The sequence below is a fragment of the Dyella kyungheensis genome (assembly GCF_049913195.1).
In the GTDB taxonomy this organism is placed as follows: Bacteria; Pseudomonadota; Gammaproteobacteria; order Xanthomonadales; family Rhodanobacteraceae; genus Dyella; species Dyella kyungheensis.
On sequence record NZ_CP183983.1, the window covers coordinates 46,557 to 66,431 of the forward strand.

Annotated in this window: 19 protein-coding genes; 10 read left to right on the top strand and 9 right to left on the bottom strand. The window is 65.1% G+C overall.

The annotated features are described in order from the left end of the window. The first annotated feature begins 36 nt into the window (after positions 1 to 36). The 8 genes from ACN9MB_RS00210 to ACN9MB_RS00245 all read left to right on the top strand — a co-directional run bounded on the left by ACN9MB_RS00210 (position 37) and on the right by ACN9MB_RS00245 (position 4,768). Entirely contained in the window at positions 37 to 657 is a 621-nt protein-coding gene (locus ACN9MB_RS00210) for a YbhB/YbcL family Raf kinase inhibitor-like protein (protein ID WP_426270361.1), read from the top strand. Positions 658 to 787: 130 nt separating this feature from the next. Then, a complete protein-coding gene (locus ACN9MB_RS00215; protein ID WP_204634858.1) occupies positions 788 to 943 on the top strand; it encodes a DUF1328 domain-containing protein in 156 nt (51 codons plus the stop codon). A gap of 88 nt (positions 944 to 1,031) precedes the next feature. Then, positions 1,032 to 1,397 (top strand): DUF883 family protein, encoded by a 366-nt coding sequence (locus tag ACN9MB_RS00220; protein ID WP_204634859.1) that lies wholly within the window; start codon positions 1,032 to 1,034, stop codon positions 1,395 to 1,397. Positions 1,398 to 1,418: 21 nt separating this feature from the next. Continuing rightward, on the top strand, positions 1,419 to 1,883 hold the full coding sequence (locus ACN9MB_RS00225) for an ABC transporter ATP-binding protein (protein ID WP_426270362.1): 465 nt from the start codon (positions 1,419 to 1,421) through the stop codon (positions 1,881 to 1,883). Then, entirely contained in the window at positions 1,880 to 2,191 is a 312-nt protein-coding gene (locus ACN9MB_RS00230) for a hypothetical protein (protein ID WP_204634861.1), read from the top strand. The genes ACN9MB_RS00225 and ACN9MB_RS00230 overlap by 4 nt, the downstream gene beginning before the upstream one ends. Further along, positions 2,188 to 3,354, top strand: a complete 1,167-nt coding sequence (locus ACN9MB_RS00235; RefSeq protein WP_426270363.1) for an AI-2E family transporter — start codon at positions 2,188 to 2,190, stop codon at positions 3,352 to 3,354. Before ACN9MB_RS00230 ends, ACN9MB_RS00235 begins: the two co-directional genes overlap by 4 nt. Next, positions 3,351 to 3,815, top strand: a complete 465-nt coding sequence (locus ACN9MB_RS00240; protein ID WP_426270364.1) for a GNAT family N-acetyltransferase — start codon at positions 3,351 to 3,353, stop codon at positions 3,813 to 3,815. Before ACN9MB_RS00235 ends, ACN9MB_RS00240 begins: the two co-directional genes overlap by 4 nt. Positions 3,816 to 3,883: 68 nt before the next feature. Beyond that, a complete protein-coding gene (locus ACN9MB_RS00245; protein WP_426270365.1) occupies positions 3,884 to 4,768 on the top strand; it encodes an alpha/beta hydrolase family protein in 885 nt (294 codons plus the stop codon). On the opposite strand, the gene ACN9MB_RS00250 is transcribed toward ACN9MB_RS00245, so the two are convergent. The 8 genes from ACN9MB_RS00250 to ACN9MB_RS00285 all read right to left on the bottom strand — a co-directional run bounded on the left by ACN9MB_RS00250 (position 4,762) and on the right by ACN9MB_RS00285 (position 15,974). Continuing rightward, positions 4,762 to 5,739 (bottom strand): TolB family protein, encoded by a 978-nt coding sequence (locus ACN9MB_RS00250; RefSeq protein ID WP_426270366.1) that lies wholly within the window; start codon positions 5,737 to 5,739, stop codon positions 4,762 to 4,764. The genes ACN9MB_RS00245 and ACN9MB_RS00250 overlap by 7 nt on opposite strands. 130 nt (positions 5,740 to 5,869) lie before the next feature. Next, complete coding sequence (locus tag ACN9MB_RS00255; RefSeq protein WP_426270367.1) at positions 5,870 to 6,637, bottom strand: LytR/AlgR family response regulator transcription factor; 768 nt, start codon at positions 6,635 to 6,637, stop codon at positions 5,870 to 5,872. After that, entirely contained in the window at positions 6,634 to 7,713 is a 1,080-nt protein-coding gene (locus ACN9MB_RS00260) for a sensor histidine kinase (protein ID WP_426270368.1), read from the bottom strand. The genes ACN9MB_RS00255 and ACN9MB_RS00260 overlap by 4 nt, the downstream gene beginning before the upstream one ends. Positions 7,714 to 7,836: 123 nt before the next feature. Then, positions 7,837 to 8,814 (bottom strand): TolB family protein, encoded by a 978-nt coding sequence (locus tag ACN9MB_RS00265; protein ID WP_204634868.1) that lies wholly within the window; start codon positions 8,812 to 8,814, stop codon positions 7,837 to 7,839. Between the two features lie 130 nt (positions 8,815 to 8,944). Next, complete coding sequence (locus tag ACN9MB_RS00270) at positions 8,945 to 9,709, bottom strand: SDR family oxidoreductase (RefSeq protein ID WP_204634869.1); 765 nt, start codon at positions 9,707 to 9,709, stop codon at positions 8,945 to 8,947. After that, positions 9,706 to 11,094, bottom strand: a complete 1,389-nt coding sequence (locus ACN9MB_RS00275) for an efflux transporter outer membrane subunit (protein ID WP_426271964.1) — start codon at positions 11,092 to 11,094, stop codon at positions 9,706 to 9,708. The genes ACN9MB_RS00270 and ACN9MB_RS00275 overlap by 4 nt, the downstream gene beginning before the upstream one ends. 199 nt (positions 11,095 to 11,293) lie before the next feature. Beyond that, positions 11,294 to 14,494: an efflux RND transporter permease subunit gene (locus ACN9MB_RS00280; RefSeq protein ID WP_426270369.1), complete on the bottom strand. Its 3,201-nt coding sequence runs from the start codon at positions 14,492 to 14,494 to the stop codon at positions 11,294 to 11,296. A gap of 283 nt (positions 14,495 to 14,777) precedes the next feature. Continuing rightward, positions 14,778 to 15,974, bottom strand: a complete 1,197-nt coding sequence (locus tag ACN9MB_RS00285; RefSeq protein ID WP_204634871.1) for an efflux RND transporter periplasmic adaptor subunit — start codon at positions 15,972 to 15,974, stop codon at positions 14,778 to 14,780. Positions 15,975 to 16,119: 145 nt separating this feature from the next. On the opposite strand from ACN9MB_RS00285, the gene ACN9MB_RS00290 reads away from it, so the two are divergent. Both ACN9MB_RS00290 and ACN9MB_RS00295 read left to right on the top strand, forming a co-directional pair. After that, positions 16,120 to 17,070 (top strand): LysR family transcriptional regulator, encoded by a 951-nt coding sequence (locus ACN9MB_RS00290; RefSeq protein ID WP_204634934.1) that lies wholly within the window; start codon positions 16,120 to 16,122, stop codon positions 17,068 to 17,070. Positions 17,071 to 17,185: 115 nt separating this feature from the next. Continuing rightward, the gene (locus ACN9MB_RS00295) at positions 17,186 to 18,304 is read left to right on the top strand and encodes a serine hydrolase domain-containing protein (RefSeq protein WP_426270370.1); all 1,119 of its coding nucleotides are present in this window, start codon (positions 17,186 to 17,188) and stop codon (positions 18,302 to 18,304) included. On the opposite strand, the gene ACN9MB_RS00300 is transcribed toward ACN9MB_RS00295, so the two are convergent. Beyond that, positions 18,301 to 19,866: a winged helix-turn-helix domain-containing protein gene (locus ACN9MB_RS00300; RefSeq protein ID WP_426270371.1), complete on the bottom strand. Its 1,566-nt coding sequence runs from the start codon at positions 19,864 to 19,866 to the stop codon at positions 18,301 to 18,303. The two genes, ACN9MB_RS00295 and ACN9MB_RS00300, sit on opposite strands and share 4 nt — an antisense overlap. Between the last annotated feature and the right edge of the window lie 9 nt (positions 19,867 to 19,875).

A 19,875-nucleotide genomic window follows, 5' to 3' on the forward strand; every position in this document is an offset into this window, starting at 1 on the left:
CCATTGCGGCGACGCCATGCTGATCGGAGAACGACCTTGCAACTGCGCAGCGATAGTTTCGAACACGGCCAGGCGATGCCTGTGCGACTGGCCTTCGGCAAGAAGGGCGAGCCTTTCGCGTTGTCGGACAACCTCAGTCCGCATCTGGCGTGGAAAGACGCGCCGCACGCCACACGCTCGTTCGCGCTCGCCGTTTTCGATTTCGACGTGCCCAGCAAGCCGGACGACGTGAACAAGGAAGGCCGCACCGTGCCCGCCGATCTGCCGCGCGTGGAATTCGTGCATTGGCTGATGGCCAATATCCCGGTGGAATGCGGCGAGCTGGCCGAAGGCGCGTGCAGCGACGGCATCGTGGCGCGCGGCAAGCGTGCACCGTACGGCCCGCCGGGCAGCGTGCAGGGCTTGAACGATTACACCGGCTGGTTCGCCGGCGATGCCGACATGCGTGGCGAATACCTCGGCTATGACGGTCCGTGCCCGCCGTGGAACGATTCCATCGTGCACCACTACCACTTCCGCCTCTACGCGCTGGACGTGGAAAGCCTGAAGCTTGCCGATGGTTTCACCGTGAGCGCATTGCGCGCCGCGATGGACGGCCATGTGCTGGCCGAGGCGGAGATCATGGGCACCTATACGATCAATCCCGCAGCGACCTGAACGCCGCAATCGCGAGCGTGAACGGTGACCAAAGACCGACCGGGGCTGAGGTCATTTTCACACCCGCAAGGCATGGGCTGTGGGTGAATGGCGGTCAGGACGATGTCATGTCCGCTGAGAGGATCGACCCATGCTTCACTACGCCCTGGTATTTCTGGTCATCGCCATCATTGCTGCCGTGTTCGGTTTCACTGGCATCGCCGGTACCGCTGCCAGTATTGCGAAGATCTTGTTTATCGTGTTCCTGATCCTGGCCGTCATCGCCTTCTTCAGGCGCGCGAGCTGAAAGCAACGGCGCATCGGGGCGTGTTCGCCCCGATGCGTTTTGCGGGACCGGTCACGACCATTGCATGTCCGCTTCAACGGAGAACGTCATGAACAAGCAAGTCCAGGCGCATGAAGAAAACACGGCTGCCGAGCGCATCGAAGAACGTGCCGAGCGCATCAAGCAGGCCACCACCAGCGCCGTGACGAATACCAAGGAAGCCGTCGATCGCGCGGCCGACAAGGTCGAGGAAGGCCTGCACCGTGCCACCGACAAGGCGGCCGACACCGCCACGCGCGCCACCGAAAAAGCCGGCGAATACCGCCAGCGCGGCCGCGAGGCCTATGACGAAGCCGTGGACCGGGCCGACGAATGGCTGGAAGTCGCACGTGACTACGTGCGCGAGAAGCCCGTGCAGTCCGTGGCCATCGCCCTTGGCGCCGGCTGGCTGCTTGGCCGCATACTCCGCCGATAATCGATAACCCGAGGACAGGGGATGGACCAGACCGGACGCGACGACGCGCCCGCCTCGCCCGACGAGACGCCACCTCCTGCGCCGCCGGGCCTGCTGGATGACATCGGCCGTCTCGGCCGCGCTTTCCGCAAACTGTTCGGCGCACAACTGACGCTGCTGACCGCCGAACTGGGACTGGCGCGCGCCGCCGTCCACTGGCTGTTGATTGCCGGCCTGGCCGCTACCGTGGCGGCCGTCGGGCTGGGTTTGACCCTGCTGGGTTTGACGGGCTGGCTGCTGGCGCAGTGGTTCGGCTCGTGGGCCTGGGCGCTGGCGGCACTGTCGCTGGTGGAACTGCTGTTCCTGGCCGGTGCCATGCTGCTGTTCCGCCGCTGCATGCACTGGATGACGTTGCCGGCGACGCGGGGCGAATGGAATGCGATGATGCATGAGGTCATGCATCGCCCCGATCCGCCGGGCGACATCCGCCGGGAGGACGTGCCGTGAGCCTCATCAAGCAAATGCATGCGGTGCGCGACGCGAAAGACCGCGCAAAGGATGCTCGCGCGGCCGTGGCCGAACCGGCGCAGGCGCTGCTGCTGCGCGGACAGCGTCATCCGCTCACCACCGTGGGCATGGCGGCGGGCGCCGGCTTCGTGCTGGGCAAGCTCAACGTGCATCCGCTGCGCGTGCCGGGGCTGGGCGCCTTGCTCAGCGGCACCGCCGCGGAAGTGGTGGGCCAGGCGATGCGGCTGGTTGCCGAGTTCTCGCAGCACGGCGACGGTTACGCACCGGACACCAGCGACTTCACATGAACACGCCGACGTCACCACCCCCGTCCGTTGCCGAAGGTGACGCGGCGCAGACAGCGGTACCCATCGAAGCGATGGTGCCCAGCCGCGAACCGCGTGTGGCCCTGATGCATGTGCAGCGCACGCAGAGCGCGCGGCGTCACCTGCGCGGCATTCGCGTCGTGCTCAACATCTTCCTGGCGTTGGCGTTGGCGTACACGCTGACCATCACCAAGCAGCTGCTGATACCGCTGGTGCTCGCTTCGTTCATTGGCCTGGCGCTCAATCCCATCGTGGCGCGCTGCTCGCGCATCGGCATTCCGCGTTGGCTGGCGGCCAGCGTGCTGATGATCGGCCTGATGACGGCCATTGGCGCCGGCGTCGGGGCGCTGACCCAGCCGGCGCTGGGATGGGTGCATGAAGCGCCCACGGCCATCCGCAGCTTCATTCCGAAGTTGCGCAACATCACCCAGCCGCTGGAAGCGGCCAACCGGGCCACGCAGGGCCTCACCGGACCGACCCGGGTGCAGGGATCGGCACAGTCGCCGCTGTCGATCACCGTGTGGGACGTGGTGTCCACCACGCCCAAGGTGCTGGCGGGCGTGCTTACCGTGGTGCTGCTAGTGTTCTTCTTCCTCGTCTATGGCGACTTGATGCTGCGGCGACTGGTCGAGGCCTCGCCCAGCTTCGGCTACAAACGGCATGCCGTGCATGTGGTGCGTGGCATCCAGTACGAGGTCTCGCGCTACATCCTCACCGCCTCGCTGATCAACGTCGGCCTCGGCGGCGTCACCGCGGGCATGTTGTGGCTCTACCACATGCCCGATCCGCTGCTGTGGGGCACGGTGGCCATGCTGGCCAACTTCATTCCCTACGTGGGCGCGATCAGCACCACCGCCGTGCTGGCGGTGGTGGGCCTGCTCAATTTCGACCAGCCCAGCCCGGCCTTGCTGCCGGCGCTCACCTTTGCGGGCATCACGGCGTTCGAAGGCAATGTGGTCACGCCGTTGATCCAGGGCCATCGCATGCGCCTGAGCCCCATCGCGATCCTGCTGTGGCTGCTGGTATGGGGCTGGTTGTGGGGCATTCCTGGCGCCCTGCTCGCCGTGCCGATGCTCACCAGCGCCAAGCTGGTGGCCGAACGCGTGCGCGGATGGCGCTGGTTTGCGCGCATGGTGCAGCGTTGAGTCGATCGCCGTTGGTCATCCGCGAGGTGACCGAGCACGATTTCCTTGCGTGGAAGCCCTTATGGGACGGCTACAACGCGTTCTATGGCCGCAGCGGGGCAACCGCGCTGCCGGATGAGGTCATTCTTTCCGCGTGGTCGCGCTTTCTCGATCCCGCCGAATCGATGCATGCGCTGGTCGCCGAAAGCGACGGCCAACTGCTTGGCCTGACCCATTATCTGTTTCACCGCAGCACCATCAGCATCGCCAACAGCTGCTACCTGCAGGATCTCTTCACCGTGGCGCAGGCGCGCGGCCTGGGCGTGGGCCGCGCATTGATCGAAGCGGTGTATGCGAAGGCGCGCCAGGCTGGCGCGTCGCGCGTGTATTGGCAGACCCATGAAACCAATACCACCGCGATGAAGCTTTACGACCACCTAGCCGAGAAGTCAGGGTTTATTGTCTACCGCAAGCCGTTGTAGCGTCGCTGCAACGACACTTCCCGATGGGTGAGCTCATGCGGCCTGCATGGACGGTGCGGATCGGCGCCATGGCGCTGCTGCTTGCGAGTGGTTGTACCGCTGCATGTGCGGCTGACACGTCGCCGCTTTGTGCAGTCGGCACGCGCGACGATCCCACCATCACGCGAACGACGCTGGCCGGCGTGCCAGCCATCCTGCGCATACCGGCGCATATCGGAAAGCCGCCGATCATCCTTTGGCACGGCTTCGGTCCACCGGCCAGCGAGGGCGCGATGATGGAAGCGCTGCCGCTCGACGACGTCGACGCGGTGAAGGTGTACCTCGGCCTGCCGCTGTTCGGCGCCCGTGCGCCGGCGGGCGGCAACAAGGAACTGGCGCGGCGCCAGAGCGAAGACGTGGGACTGGAGCTGTTCAAGCCGGTCGTGGCGGGCGCGGCCGATGAGCTGCCGGCCGTGGTGGAAGCGCTGCGCACGAACGCCTGCATGCAACGGGACGGCGCCATCGAGCTGGTGGGATTCTCGGCGGGCGGTGCGGCGGCGCTTTACGCGTTGTCGCAAGACAAGGTGAAGATCGATGCGGCCGTGCTGATCAATGCATCCACCGGCTTGAGCGCCTCGGTGCAAGCCTACGAGCAGGCGACCAAGCAGACGTATGCGTGGTCGCCTGCTTCGCGCGAACTGGCGCGGCGGACGGATGCCATCGCGCACACCGCCGATATCGCCAGGCACCATCCGGCACTGTTGTTCCTGCAGGGCAGCAACGATTCGGTGATCGACTCGCATGCCGCATCCGAGCTGTACGAAGGCCTGCGACCGCTCTACCGCAAGCAGGCCTTGCGCTTGCAGCTTCGGCAACTGCCCGACATGTCCCACCAGTGGGCGGCGGACGCCTCATCGCTTGCGGGCGTGCGTCGTGCCGTTGGCGCGTGGCTGGGAGCGGCATCGACTCAATGATCGATGCCGTGTGCCTTCAGCACATCGCCGATATCGAACAGCCAGAGGTTGCGCGAGCCATTGAGCGGTTCTTCCAGCCGGTGCTGCAGTGAGGCGATGTCATCCTGCGGCTTGGGAAACTGCACTGCGTTCTCACGGCCGCTGGACACGTAAAGCTCGCCAAAGCGGCGACCCAGCGACGGCGCATTCTCCAGCGCGCTGCTGTTGATGTCGCCGGGCAAGTGGATCGGCTTGCTCCATTGGCCGTCGGCCCCGCGGAACGCGATGTAGAGATCGGCACTGCCGAGCGAATCGCCTTCGTTGCCGGCATAGATCAGGAAGCGCTGGTCCGGATCGACGCAGGGATCCATGCGGTTGTGATCGAGGTCGCCCAGCGCCACCCGCTCCGGTTTGGCATAACCTTTGGCCGTGTGGTGCGCCACATAGATCTGGTACGCCTTGCCCGAATCGTCGCGATGCGCGGAGAAATAGATGTCGCCGTTGGACGCTACCGACGGGTTGTAGATCATCGCGCCATCATTGAGCGCACCGTCGACGTGCACCGGCTTGCCCCAGTGGCCGTCGCGCTGCTGCTCGACGTACCACAGGTTGGTGCCGGCGAAGGTCTGTCCGCCCATCTCTGCCATCACAGGCACATCGCCATCGCGCAACGGACGGTTGGAGACGAAGTACAGCCGCTTTCCATCCGGCGAGAGGGTGGGCTCGGAATCGTGCCACTGGCCGGAGAACGAGACGACCTGCGGCAGGCTCCAGCGATCGCCCTGCCTGTGCGAGACCAGGATGATGTCGTCTTTCTCGGCGAAATCCGAACGCATGAAGTACAGCGTGTTGCCGTCCGGCGTCACAGCCGCGGAGGTTTCCTGCAAGGCGGTGGAGATGACGCCTGGGCCTACCAGTTCGCCAGCGTTGACGCGGGCAGAGAACAACGCAAGCACCACGGACGCGGCCAGCACGAACGACTTCGACGACATGCACGAGGCTCCTTCAGCAAGAGGGACGGTAAGTCCGCCCTAACCTGGAGCATCGATGGCCACCGCGCAGCCGGTTTGTGATCGGCGGTGCCCGCGCGGTGACGAGCGGTCGTCGCTGCAGCGCCGACGGTCAGGCCATGCCCAGCGCGCGGCGAGCATGCATGCGGAAGCGGCGGCTGAGGTTCAACCGCGTGCCATCGTGAAGCACTACTTCGGCGCTGCCCTGGAACAGCGGATGCACTTCGCGGATGCGTTCGACGTTCACCACGATGCCGCGATGGATGCGCAGGAAACCGCCGGGATCGAGCGCCGCCAGCAGATGACGCAGCGATTCGCGATGCAGATAGGTCGCGCTGCCCGCGTGGATGTGCACGTAGTTGCCATCCGCCCGGATCCAGTCGATGTCGCTGGCGGCAATCACCCGGATGTGTTCCCCCTGTTGCACGCTCAGGCGTTGCAGGTAAGGCGAGGGCGGACTTGCCGGCGCGCTGCCTGCAGGAGAGGCGACGGGCGCGGCGTGCAGGCCTTGCCAGTGGCGCCTGACGCGCGCCATGGCTTGGTCGAAGCGTTCCTGGTCGATCGGCTTGAGCACGTAGTCGATCGCATTGGCGTCGAATGCGCGCAACGCGTGCTGGCCGAACGCGGTGGCGAACACCACCATGGGCGAGGTATCGCGCTTGAGCCCGTGCAGCAGCTTGAAGCCATCGATGCCGGGCATGCGGATGTCCAGGAACATCAGATCCGGCTCCAGTGCCTCGATGGCCAGCCGCGCTTCGCTCGCATTGCCGCATTCGCCGACGATCGCCACGTCGCTGTGCGAGGCCAACGCCTGGCGGATCGCCAGCCGCGCCAGCACTTCGTCGTCGACCAGCAAGGTACGGATCGGTGGCGCGTTCATGCGGCGCGCTCCCGGAATGGAAAGCGAAGTTCCACCCGCGTGCCGCCTTCTTCCTTGCGATGCAGCTCCAGTGAAGCGTTGGCGCCGAACAGCATGTCCAGGCGCGTGCGCGTGTTGCCCAGGCCCAGACCGTCCTTGGCGCCATCGGCGGGCAGGCCGATGCCGTCGTCGTCCACGCGCAGCAGCAGATCGTCGCCATCGCGGCGCGTCACCACGCGCAGCGTGCCGCGTTCGGTCTTGTCCAGCAGGCCGTGGCGCAGCGCATTCTCCACCAGCGGTTGCAGGATCATGTTCGGCACCAGGGCGCGCATGGTGTCGGGGGATACGTCCAGGTGCGTGGTGAGGCGGTCCTGGAAGCGAACCTGCTGGATGCCGAGATAGCAGGTGAGAAATTCCACTTCGCGCGACAACGGCACTTGTTGTGCGTGTCGTTCTTCCAGCGTGAGGCGCAGGAAGTCGCTGAGCCGCGCAATCATCTGGCGCGCCTGCACCGGATCGGCCAAGGCCAGCGCGGAAATCGCGTTGAGCGTGTTGAACAGGAAATGCGGTTGCAGTTGCACGCGCAAGGTCTGCAGCTGCGACTGCACCAGCTGCGTTTCCAGCTGCGAATTGCGCAGGCGCTCGTCGCGCAGGCGTCGCTGCGAATCGATCGCGCGCAGCACCACCAGCATCACGCCGTAGGTGATCCAGCTGAGATGGAAGTTATAGGCGAACTGCATGCGCGCGAACGCGCCGAAGTTGATGTCGGGCCGGGAGGCGGGCGGTCCGACCAGCGTCCAGTAGATGCACAGCACCACCATCACTTCGAGCGCGGCAAGCAGGATGCTGCTGGGCGCGTGCACAGCCCAGAAGCGGCTCCAGCCGCCACCGCCGCCTTGCGTACCGAGCCACGCCACCAGTGGCGTGAGCAACATCCACAGATAGGCGTTGGTGAGGTTCCAGGTCAGCGGGCGAATCCAGGTGTAGACCTCGCCCTCGCTGATCATCGAGATCACCGAGCTGGCCGTATAGGAGAGCGCCAGCAGCGTCCAGAAGGCGAAAACCAGCCCCCAGATCTTCCAACGTGGCGCGGTCATAAGGTCGGACACCGGAACCTCGCAGGCATGCGTTGCCGCCATGAACTTGCATAGTCTGGGTGTCCGCCGGCGGCGGCGACAGTGCCTGAAGGCATCAATGGCGCAGCCTTGCCCAAGCCAGCATCAACCGGCGGAACAGGCCGCTGCCGCAGTCACCAGCCGGTCGCCCAGGCGGGCGAGCCAGGGTGCCAATGACACTTTCCACATGCGGTTGCTGTTCGCGTTGGCGGCCGCCGCCAGCGGCGCAGGCAAGGCCCGGTCGCTGGTGAAATACAGCGTGCGATGGTCGCAGCCCAGCTGGGAACCCATATTGGCCGTGCCGCCGTTCACCGTGTCGCCCAGGTCCTGCGGCGTGCTCCAGTTGTCGGCCGTATGGAAGGCAATCGCCAGGCGATAGGGCTGCTTGGGATCGTGCTTGATGCTGAAGACCATGAACGAGCGATCGGGCGCGATGGCGACATCGCGAATCTGGGCATCCTTGTCGCCCACCGCCACCACGTAAGGCGCCTGGTACTGACCGTTCTGATAGACCGTGCGCAACGGGCGCAATACGCCGTCGGGCGCACAGCCGATGTAGTAGACGCTGCGGTCCGCGGCGATGCTCGGCGCGAAGGTGCTGGTGCAGGTGTTGACGGCATCGGGCAGACGCATCGGCTCGCTCCAGCCATCGCCCTGGCGCTCGACGCGCCATAGATTCATGCCCTGGCCAACCAGCCGCTGGCCTTTGCGCACGGCGTCGAGAGCCGCACCGTTCTTCTCGACGGGGCGGTTGGAGGCGAACACCAGGAAGGAACCGTCGGGTGCCATCGCCGGATCGCCATCGCGCCAGCGACCCGAGAACGGCGCCACTACGGGCGACGACCAGTGGCCGTCGACACGATGCGATGCCATCACCACGGCGCCGCCCTCGGTGCCGCGCATGAAATACACCGTGTTGCCATCGGGGGTGAAGGCGGGCGAGGCATCGTCGGCGGCAGCGATGTCGCCGCCGGGAATGAATACCGTGGGTACGAGCGCCGGCCGATCGATCGCCGGCGATGCCACCAGCGCCGATATCGCGATCAAGGCCACGCCCATCATCTGCTGCCACATGCTGCTCACTCCGACATCCGCACGATTGGGGACACCGTGCAAACGTAGGGCGGAAGTCATGTGCCGTCGCCACTTTTGTGACTACCGGTAGCAGCGCTGCCACGAGCGGCAAGCTGCCACGTACGGCCGGTTGCAGGCGCTACCAGTCGATGCGTTGCCGGTCGCGGAAGAAGCTGCCGTTGAGCGCGGGGCGCGACGGCAGCATGGCGGCCCAGACAATGCCGGCCGCGCCTTCGGCCACCGGGCGTCCGCCGTGGCCGCCCATGTCGGTGGCGACCCAGCCGGGGCACACCGCGTTGACGAGGATGCCGCTGCCCGCCAGTTCCGCCGCCAGCATGCGCGTGTGGCTGTTGAGCGCGGCCTTGGACACGCGATAGGCAGGACAGCTGGAACCGTCGCTGTCGATGGCGCCACAGCCGCTGGAGACGTTCACGATGCGGCCGTAGCCATGCCGTTGCATCAGCGGAAGCATCGCCTCGGTGAGCTGCCAGGCACCGAGCAGGTTGGTTTCCAGCGCCTGCCGCACCAGGCCAAGATCGACCGACGATGCCTGGTTGTCGACATCGAAGTACGCGCCGGCGTTGTTGATCAGGATATCCAGCCGACCGTATTCGCCGTCGATGCGTGCCGCGAGTTCTCCGACACATTGCGTCGAGGTGACATCCAAGGGCACCGCGATGACGTTGCCGCCTTCGCGGCGCAATTGCCGCGCGGCCTTCTCGCCGGCCAGTGGGCGGCGCGCGCCCAGCAGCACGGTCACGCCTTCGGCGGCGAGCTGGCGCGAGATTTCGAAACCCAGCCCGCGATTGCCGCCGCTGACCAGGGCAATGCGCTGTGACGGCTCCGGGTCGGCCGCCGCCGCGCGACGTCGTGAAGGCCTCCCCGGAAACGCCACCGCGTTCATGGCGTCGCGGCCAACTGGTCGCAACGCTCGGTGGCGCAAGCCTGCCAGCCACCGCCCAGCGCCTTGTACACCGACACGGCACGCAGGTTGATCGCAGCCTGCGCATCGGCCAGCGCATCCTCGGCTTCCAGCTGCGTGCGCTCGGCATCGAGCAACAGCAGAAAGTCGGCGGCGCCTTCGTTGTAACGGATGCGCGCAAGATCGGCGGCGTGACGGCTGTTGGTCACCTGATCCTGCAGCTTGAGCACGCGCTCGCGTTGCAGGTTGTAGCCGACGATGGCGTTGTCCACGTCTTCCACCGCCTGCAGCACGGTGCGCTGGTAGCTCGCCAGGGCGGCATCGGAACGCGCCTCGCTGGCCTTCACGTTGGAACGCACGCGCTGCACGTTGAGGCCCGACCAGGTGATGCTCGGTGCGATCGACCACGCACGCGACTGCGCGCCGCCGAAGTCGTTGCTGCGACCGGCGAGGAAGCCGAGGAATCCACCGAGCTGGATATGCGGGTAGTAATCCGCCTTGGCCACGCCGATGCGCGCATTGGCGGCGGCCAATTCGCGCTCGGCGATACGGATGTCCGGGCGGCGTTGCAGCACGTCGCCCGCGTTGCCGATATCCAGCGCCACATCGATCGGTTTGAAGCCCTTCGGCGAGACATCGATGTCCAGTTCACCCGGACGCTCGCCCAGCAGCACGGCCAGGCGCGAGGTGTCGTTCTGGGCCATCGTCTGCAGCGTGGGCAGCTGTGCTTCGACGAAGTTCAGCCGGGCGGTAGCGCTTGCGACGTCCTGCTCCGAACCGGTGCCGATATCCGAACGTGCGTGGATCAGACGCAGCGACTCGCGCTGGTTCTCGATGTCGCGATTGGCCACATCGATGCGCAGCTGCACGCCACGCAGGTCGAAGTAGTAACGCGCGACTTCCGCGAACAACGTGACCTGCGCATCCTGCAACGACGCTTCGCTGGCGCCGGCATCGGCACGCGCGGCTTCCACCGAGCGACGCACGCCGCCGAACAGATCGATCTCCCAGCTGGCATCGAATCCGGCCTGGTAGCTGGTGATGGTGGTGCGCTGGTCGGTGAAGCCGGGCTGCTGCTCGCGGGCACGCGAGTAGTTCACGCCGGTTTCCACATCGGGGATCTGCTGCGACTTCGCCACGCCGAGCAGGGCGCGGGATTCACGCAGGCGTGCATAGGCGATCTTCAGGTCGGGGCTGTTCGCCGCCGCGCGCTGGATCAATGCTTCCAGCGTGGGATCGTTGAACTGCTTCCACCATTGCGCCTGGAACGTCTGCGTGGACTCCTGCGCATTGACGCCTTGCAGCGCCACCGGCTTCTCCTGCGGCGCGTGGTAGTCGGGACCGACACTGACGCAGCCGGACAGCATGATGGCGGCGGCAATGGCGGTGACTTTCTTGGCGGTGTTGCGGCGGGACACGGGCTCGCAGGCGCAGTCGTCGGCCAGGGCGAAATCCATGTGGCCAACGCCCGAACCGAGGGTGTCGCTGGAGCGGCCCCTCACCCCGGCCCTCTCCCCGGCGGGGAGAGGGAGAAGTGCGGTTTTGAGGTTCTTGAAGAACGGCATATCAATGCTCCTCGATAAGGTTGCTGTCCTGCGCAAGGCGGGCAGCCTTGCGGGCGCGGCGGCGTTCGCTCATGCGTTCACCCCAGCCGCGGACCAGCACGTAGAACAGCGGCGTAAAGATCAGGCCGAAGAAGGTCACGCCCAGCATGCCGGCGAACACCGCCACACCCATCGCATGACGCATCTCCGCACCCGCACCGTGCGAGGTCACCAGCGGCACCACGCCCATGATGAAAGCGAACGAGGTCATCAGGATCGGGCGCAGTCGCAGGCGAGCCGCTTCCAACACCGCCTGGGTGCGGTCCATGCCTTCGAGGATCTGCGCTTCGCGGGCAAACTCCACGATCAGGATTGCGTTCTTGCACGCCAGGCCCACCAGTACGATCAAACCGATCTGGGTGAAGATGTTGTTGTCGCCACCGGTCATCCACACGCCCGAGATGGCAGACAACAGCACCATCGGCACGATCAGGATCACTGCCAGCGGCAGCAGCAGGCTTTCGTACAGCGAGGCCAGCACCAGGAACACCAGCAGCACGCACAACGGGAACACCAGTACCGCGGTATTGCCGGCGAGGATCTGCTGGTAGGTCAGCTCGGTCCATTCGAACGTCATGCCGTTGGGCAGGTTGTCCTTGGCCAGCTTTTCAATTGCCGCCTGCGCCTGACCGCTGCTGAAGCCCGGTGCCGGTCCGCCGTTGATCTCGGCAGTCGGATAACCGTTGTAGTGCTGCACGCGATCCGGACCCACGGTCTGGTTCACCGTGAGGAAGGAACCCAGCGGAATCATCTCGCCGGTCGAGCTGCGCGTCTTCAGGCCCAGGATGTCCTGTGGCTCGTGACGGAAGCCCGGCTCGGCGGAGACATTCACCTGGTAGGTGCGACCGAAACGGTTGAAGTCGTTGACGTAGAGCGAACCGAGGTACGCCTGCATGGTCTGGTAGACATCGGCCAGATCCACGCCTTCGGCCTTGGCTTTCTCGCGGTCCACGTCCGCATCGATCTGCGGCACGCTCACCTGGTAGCTGGAGAACAGGCCCGCCAGCGTGGGCACCTGGGTGCTTGCCTGGACCAGGTTCTGCGTCTGCTTGTACAGCTCCTCGAAGCCCGCGTCCGAACGGTCTTCCACCTGCAAGCGGAAGCCACCGATGGTGCCAAGGCCGTTCACCGGCGGCGGCGGGAAGATCGCGATATACGCGTCCTGGATACCGGCGTACTTCTGCTGCAGGGCCGCGGTGATCGCACCGGCCGACAGCGACGCATCGCGGCGTTCCTCGAACGGCTTGAGCGTCACGAACACGATGCCGGAGTTGGTGCTGTTGGTGAAACCGTTGATCGACAGACCCGGGAACGCCACCGCGCTTTCCACGCCTGGCTGCTTGAGCGCAATGTCGCTCATGCGGCGGATCACGTCTTCCGAACGATCGAGCGACGCGGCATCCGGCAACTGCGCGAACGACACCAGGTACTGCTTGTCCTGCGGAGGCACGAAGCCGGTCGGCACATGGGCGAAGCCAAACAGGCCCAGCAACACCAGACCGCCATAGATGATCAGGGCGATCGAACCCGAACGCAGGATGCGCTTCACGCCACCGACGTAACGGTTCGCACTGCTGATGAACAAGCGGTTGAACGGACGGAACACCCAGCCGAAGGCGCGATCGATCAGCAGGCTCAACTTGTCCTTCGGCGCATCGCGATCCTTGAGCAGCAGCGCAGCCAGTGCCGGGCTGAGGGTGAGCGAGTTGAACGCAGAGATCACGGTGGAGATGGCGATGGTCAGCGCGAACTGGCGATAGAACTGACCGGTCAGGCCGCTGATGAACGCTGCCGGCACGAACACCGCGCACAGCACCAGCGCCGTAGCCACGATGGGTCCGGTCACTTCGTTCATCGCCTTGCGTGTGGCCTCCTTGGGAGAGAGTCCGTGCTCGATATGTCGCTCGACGTTCTCCACCACCACGATGGCGTCGTCGACCACGATGCCGATCGCCAGCACCAGTCCGAACAACGACAGCGCGTTGAGCGAAAAGCCCGCCATCAGCATCACGGCGAACGTACCGATCAAGGACACCGGCACGGCGACCAGCGGGATGATCGAGGCGCGCCACGTCTGCAGGAACAGGATCACCACCAGCACGACCAGCGCGATGGCTTCGAACAGCGTATGCACCACCGCTTCGATCGAACCGCGCACGAACACGGTCGGGTCGTAGACGATCTTGTAATCCACGCCCTGCGGGAAATCCTTCTTCAGATCCGCCATCAGGCCGCGGACTTCATCGGAGATCTGGATCGCGTTGGAACCCGGACGCTGGAAGATCGGCAACGCCACCGCCGGCTGGTTGTTGAGCAGGCTGCGCAGCGCGTAGTTGTTCGAGCCCAGTTCCACGCGGGCCACGTCGCGCAGATGCGTGAACGAGCCATCGGCATCCTTGCGCACGATGATGTTGAGGAAGTCTTCCTCGGTGATCAGTCGGCCCTGCGTGTTGATGTTGAGCTGGAAGGCGGAGTTGGTCGGGCCTGGCGGCGCATTCAGCGCACCGGCAGCGACGGTGATGTTCTGCTCCTGGATCGCATGCACCACGTCGCCCGTGGTGAGCTGGCGCGAGGCCAGTCGCTGCGGGTCGAGCCACACACGCATGGAGTATTCGCCGGCGCCGAAGATCTGCACGTCGCCGACGCCATCGAGGCGGGCCAGCTGATCCTTGATGTGCAGGCGCGCATAGTTCGACAGATACAGCATGTCGTAGCGCTGATCGGGCGAGATCAGATGCACCACCATGGTGAGGTCGGGCGAGCTCTTCTGCGTGGTCACGCCAAGACGCTGCACTTCCTCGGGCAGGCGCGGCTGCGCTTGCGCGACGCGGTTCTGCACCTGCACCTGGGCGTTGTCCAGATCCGTACCCAACGCGAACGTGACGGTGAGCGTCATCGCGCCGTCGCTGGTGGACTGCGAGCTGGTGTACAGCATGCCTTCCACGCCGTTGATCTGTTCTTCCAGCGGCGTGGCGACGGTTTCGGCGATCACCTTGGGGTTGGCGCCGGGATAGGAAGCACGCACCACCACGGTAGGCGGTACGACTTCGGGGTATTCGCTGATCGGCAGCTTGAACAGCGAAATGCTGCCCGCGATGAGGATCAGCACGGAGAGGACGCCGGCCAGAATCGGCCTGTCCACGAAGAATTGTGCGATTTTCATTGCATTCGTCCTGGTTGCTCGCTGGCACCAATGCCCGCGCGAGGCGGGGACTTCCGGCGCTTTGCTTGCGTGATGCGGAGACAAAGCGTCCCTGGCCCTCGACTCCAAAGAGCGAGGGCGTTCATTTCATTTCTTGCCGATTGCTTTCCTATTCGTCATCCCGGCGTACGCCGGAGGCGCTTCTCAACAGCGAAGCTGGTCATCCAGTAGCGTCAGTACTCGTACGTGCCGACACCTTTGTGCGCTATCGCTACTGGATTCCGGCCTTCGCCGGAATGACGAACTAAGGCTTCTGCGCGGCCTTGTTTCCGCTAGCGCCACCCGCCATCGCAATCTGCTTGCTCGGATCCAGACTGCGCGTCTCCATCGCCACCTTGGTCGGATTCACTTCCACACCCGGACGGACATGCTGGATGCCGGCGACGATCACGGTGTCCTTGGCGTCCAGACCTTCGGTAACCACGCGCAGGCCGTCCAGTAGCGGACCGGTGACCACGCGGCGGTATTCGACCTTGCGATCCTTGTCGACCACGTACACGTATTTGTTGCCCAGGTCGGCACCGACGGCGCGGTCGTCGACCAGTGCACGCGGCTGGCGGCTGTCGCTGCGAAGCTGGATGCGGACGTAGAGGCCCGGCGTGTAGCTGGCGTCGGCGTTGTCGAAGACGGCGCGCAGGCGGATCGTGCCGCTGCCGGCGCGAAGCTGGTTGTCGACGAAATCGACGCGGCCGCTGTGCGGAAACCCTTTTTCGTCAGCCAGTGCCATCGAGATCTGCGGCGAAGCGCCATGTTCGCGACGCTGCCGGTCGAACTTCAGGTAGCTGTGCTCGTCGACGTCGAAGTACGCATAGATCGGAGTGACGCTCACCATGCTGGTCAGCACATCGTTGCTGGTCACCAGGTTGCCCGGCGTCACCAACGCATTGCTTACGCGGCCGTCGATCGGAGCGCGTACTTCGGTGAAGCTCAGGTTGAGCTTGGCGGCATCGAGTGCAGCGGTGGTGGAGGCCACCTGGGCCTTGGCGCTTTGTGCCGTGGTCTGCTGACGATCCGCCTCTTCCTTGGAAATCGCGTGCTGATCGAGCAGGCGCTGGGCGCGCTCGGCATTGGACTGGGCCAGCACCTGTTCCGCCTTGGCCTGGCCGAGATTGGCGTTCAGGCGGTCCGCCTCAGCCTGGTAGGGGCGCGGGTCGATGCGGAACAAAAGATCGCCTTTTCGCACGATCGCCCCTTCCTTGAAGTGCACCGAGTCCACATATCCACTCACGCGAGGGCGCAGCTGGATGGTGTCCACGGCCTGCAGGCGGCCGGTGAATTCGTCGGCATCGTCCACCGGGCGCACCAGCACCTGGGCGACGGTGACCGCGGGCGCCGGCGGCGGCCCGGCCTGGGCGTGGGTGTCGGCGCTATGGCCCAGCAGGGCCCAACTGCCGCCCACCACGGCGAGGGCAAGAATGGCGAGGATCCATCGGTTTTTCATGTTGCGCTCCCGGAATGAACTCGTCGATGTGGGGGTACCCCGACGATCAGGAGCGGAAGATTAGGTGTACTATCTGGTTCAATAAATGCCTTTTGATGCAACGCAATAGTGACTGTGAGTCACGAATGGGGTGAAAATCCAGCCTATGGAAGACTTTGCCGCAATCTCAGCGTTTGTCCGCGTGGTCGAAGCCAAGAGCTTTGCCGCGGCCGCCGCCCAACTGGGCATGACCCCCTCCGGCGTCAGCCGCGCCGTCTCCCGACTGGAAGAACAGCTGGGTGCCCGGCTCTTGTTCCGGTCCACACGTTCACTCCGTTTGACCGACGATGGAGCCTCGTTCCATGCACGTTGCAAGGAGATCCTTGCCGACCTGACCGAGGCCACCGAGGCCCTGGGCTATGCCCAGCGCAAGCCGACAGGCAAGCTGCGGATCGGCGTGCCGGCCGCCGTCGGGCGTACCGTGATCATCCCCAGGCTGGCGGAATTCGAGCAGCGCTACCCGGACATTCGTCTGGAGCTGTCGATGTGCGATTACCCCTACGACCTCAATGAGGAAGGCATCGATTGCGCCGTCCGGGTCGGGCCGCTGGAAGATTCCAGCCTGATCGCCCGCAAGATCGGCTACCTGCGCAATGTGATGATCGCCTCGCCGGACTACCTGGTGAAGCATGGGGCACCCCAGAGCATCGAAGATCTGAAGGATCACCGCTGCATCAATTACATCCTGCCCAACGGCCGTCCGCGGCAGTGGCAGTTCGAGACGCCGAGCGGCCAGGTCGCCGTGGATATCGATGCACACCTGCTGATCAACGACGCCGAGTCGGTGATCCAGGCCGTGGTCGCGGGGCTGGGCATCACCCAGGCGCCGCATGTGATCGCCGCCTGCATGCTCGACTTCGGCAAGCTCGAGCTGGTGATGACCGACACTACCTCCACCGGCAAGCCGGTGTGGATCGTCTATCCACAGAAGAAGCACCTGTCCGCCCGCGTGCAGGCCTTCATCGAGTGGGTGCGCGAAGTGTTCGAGCAGACCAGCGAGCCGGGCAAGCACAAGAAGCCGGTGATGGCGGCGGTGCCGGAGCGGCTCAGCGCCTGACCGCGCAACGATGGGAAGTGCACGCCTGTGCGCTTTCAGAATTCTTCATACGCATTTCAGGCGCTTCATTCGGTGACCTGTTGGGCTGAGCTCCGTCTTCCCACGGAGCTCACCCATGTCCAAACGTTCTCACCGATGGTTGCTGGCGCTGATGCTGGCCGCTCCTTCGCTTGCTTGCGCCGACTATCAGCCGCCCGCTCCCCACGACGATGGCTGGGCGGTTGCCGATGCCCGCGCTGCCCGTTGGGACATGGCAACCCTCGCTGCGATGGAGGCGAAGCTCAACGACGGCAGCGTCAAAGGCATCACCAGCGTCGTCGTCGCCCAGCATGGCAAGCTGGTCTACGAGGGTTACTTCAACGGCAGCGACGCCTCGCGGCTCAACGACGTGCGTTCCGCCAGCAAGAGTGTGACGGCCCTGCTGGTCGGTGCCGCCATCGATCGCGGCCTGATCGCCAACGTGCAGGCGCGCGTGTACGACTTTTTTCCCGACAAGCGGCCCGTGCAGCAGCCTGACCCGCGCAAGCTGGCCATCACGCTCGAAGACCTGCTCACCATGAGTTCGTTGTGGGAGTGCAATGACGACAACGAGTTCTCGAGCGGCAACGAGGAGCGCATGTACGTCACCGAGGACTGGCTACAGTTTGCGCTCGACCTGCCGATCAAAGGCTTCGCGCCGTGGATGCCCAGACCCAAAGACAGTCCGTACGGCCGCGCGTTTTCCTACTGCACGGCCGGTGCATTTACGGCGGGTGCGATGGTGGAGCGCGCCACGCATCGAGGCCTCGCCGCGTTCGCCGCTGAGGTACTGGAAAAGCCCTTGGGCATCACTGCGGTGCAATGGAACCAGTCGCCGCTGGGCATTGGCATGGGTGGAGGCGGCACGCGCTATCGCAGCCGCGACCTGGCCAAGCTCGGCGAACTGGCGCTCGACGACGGACGCTGGCACGGGCGCCAGGTGATCTCTGCCGCCTGGATCAAGCAGATGCTCACCCCCCACGCGCAGGCGCGCGAGGATGCCGACTACGGTTACCTGTGGTGGTGCTTCCGCTTTCCCGTGCACGGCAGCGATCAGGTGGCGTGGGCCATGTCCGGCAACGGCGGCAACTATGTGTTGGTGATGCCATCGCAGCAACTGGTCGCCGTGATCACCAGCACCGCCTACAACCAACGCAATGCGCACCAGCAATCGCAACAGATCTTTCGCGATTACGTGTTGAAGGCCTTGCCCTAGCGCGACGCGCCTTTCAACTCGGGCGGACACCACGTCGCTGCCAGCACGCGCTGGCGCTGTTCGGCCACGCGGCGGTTGATCGCTCCGATCGCCGCTGCGTAGCGCGGATCGGACGACAGTGGCTTGAGCAACGGCGACCCCTGCAGATACGCCGCGTCGCTGTAGCCCTGCTTCACGGCGGTCTGCACGGCTTCGAGGGCGGCATCGCGTTGGGCCTGCGCTTGCAGCAGCATCGCCAGTTCGAGCCATTCGCCGGGATACAGCGTATGGCGTGTCGCTTCGTCACGCACCGCGGCGACGCGAGCGGCGAGCCAGTCGACGCTGGGTGCTTCCTTGCCATAAAGCCCTTCCAGCGTACCCGGCAGGCCCATCTGCGGGCGAAGTTGCCGGGCATGCACGAAGGCGGCAAGCGCGGCGTCGCGATCGTTGCGCAGCAGCGCGAGTTCGCCCTGCAGCACGTACAGCTCCACGTGCGGTGTGTTGCGCGTCAGCGCTTCATCCAGCGCCTGTTGCGCTTCCACCAGGCGGCCGTGCAGAAACAAATGACGCGGCCAGGCGATATTGGAGAACACGTTGTCGGGATAAAGCTGGAAGCTGCGCGCGAGACGTCTTTCGGCTTCGTCGTCGAAACCCAGCAGAGCCATTTCGCGGGCGATCTGCACCTCGCGGAAGCGCACGTGCGAAGCATCGCCGCGCATGTCCAGGTTGGCGTGCAGCGCCTCGTCGATTCGCCCGCGTTCCTGATAGAGATAGGCGGCGGAAGCACGCGTGGCGTTGTCGCCCGCGTCGAGCGCCAGGGCTTTTTCGTAGGCTCCGATGGCGGCATCGATATCGCCCAGGCAGTCCTGTGCATAGCCGAGTGCCGACCAGGCGGAAGCGCGGGAGGGCTCGCCAGCAACGGCGTCGTTGGCCAGCTTCTGCGCCTGCTGCGCCCACTGATAGGGAAAATTGTAGAGACAGACGCGCGCACTGTACGCACGACTCAAGCCGATCCGCGCATCAGCATTCTGGGGCGTCGAGGCGAGCGCTTGCTGATACAGCGCGATGGCGCGTTCGTTGTTGTCGCGCTGGCCGATGCCGGCGTAATAGCTCGCCCGCTGCACCAGCTCCTGCGTGGCGGAAGGCTTGTGGAAGCGTTGGGGCATGAGCCACCAGGCGATGCCAGCCATCGCGAGCAGGAACAAGCCGATGGCGAGTGCAATCCATCGACGCGGCATGCGGGTCGCGGTGGGCGCTGCGGTTTCTTCGGCCACCGGCATGTCGCACAACTGGTAGCCGCGCCCGCGCACGGAACGGATGTAACGCGGTGCGCGGCCGTCGTCGCCCAGCGCCTGGCGCAGCAATTTCACCCGCTGCGTGACGGTTTCCTCGTTCACCACGGCGGGCGCCCAGACTTCGGCAATCAGCGTATCGAAATCCACCACATCCACGCCGTGCCGTAGCAGACATGCAAGGAGTTGGAACGAGAGCCCATGGACATCGAGCGTCGCGCCATCGCGCGCCACGCGCTGGCGCGTGACGTCGATGGAAAGATCCAGCAGTCGGTAACGCGTGGCGCTCATGCGATGAGG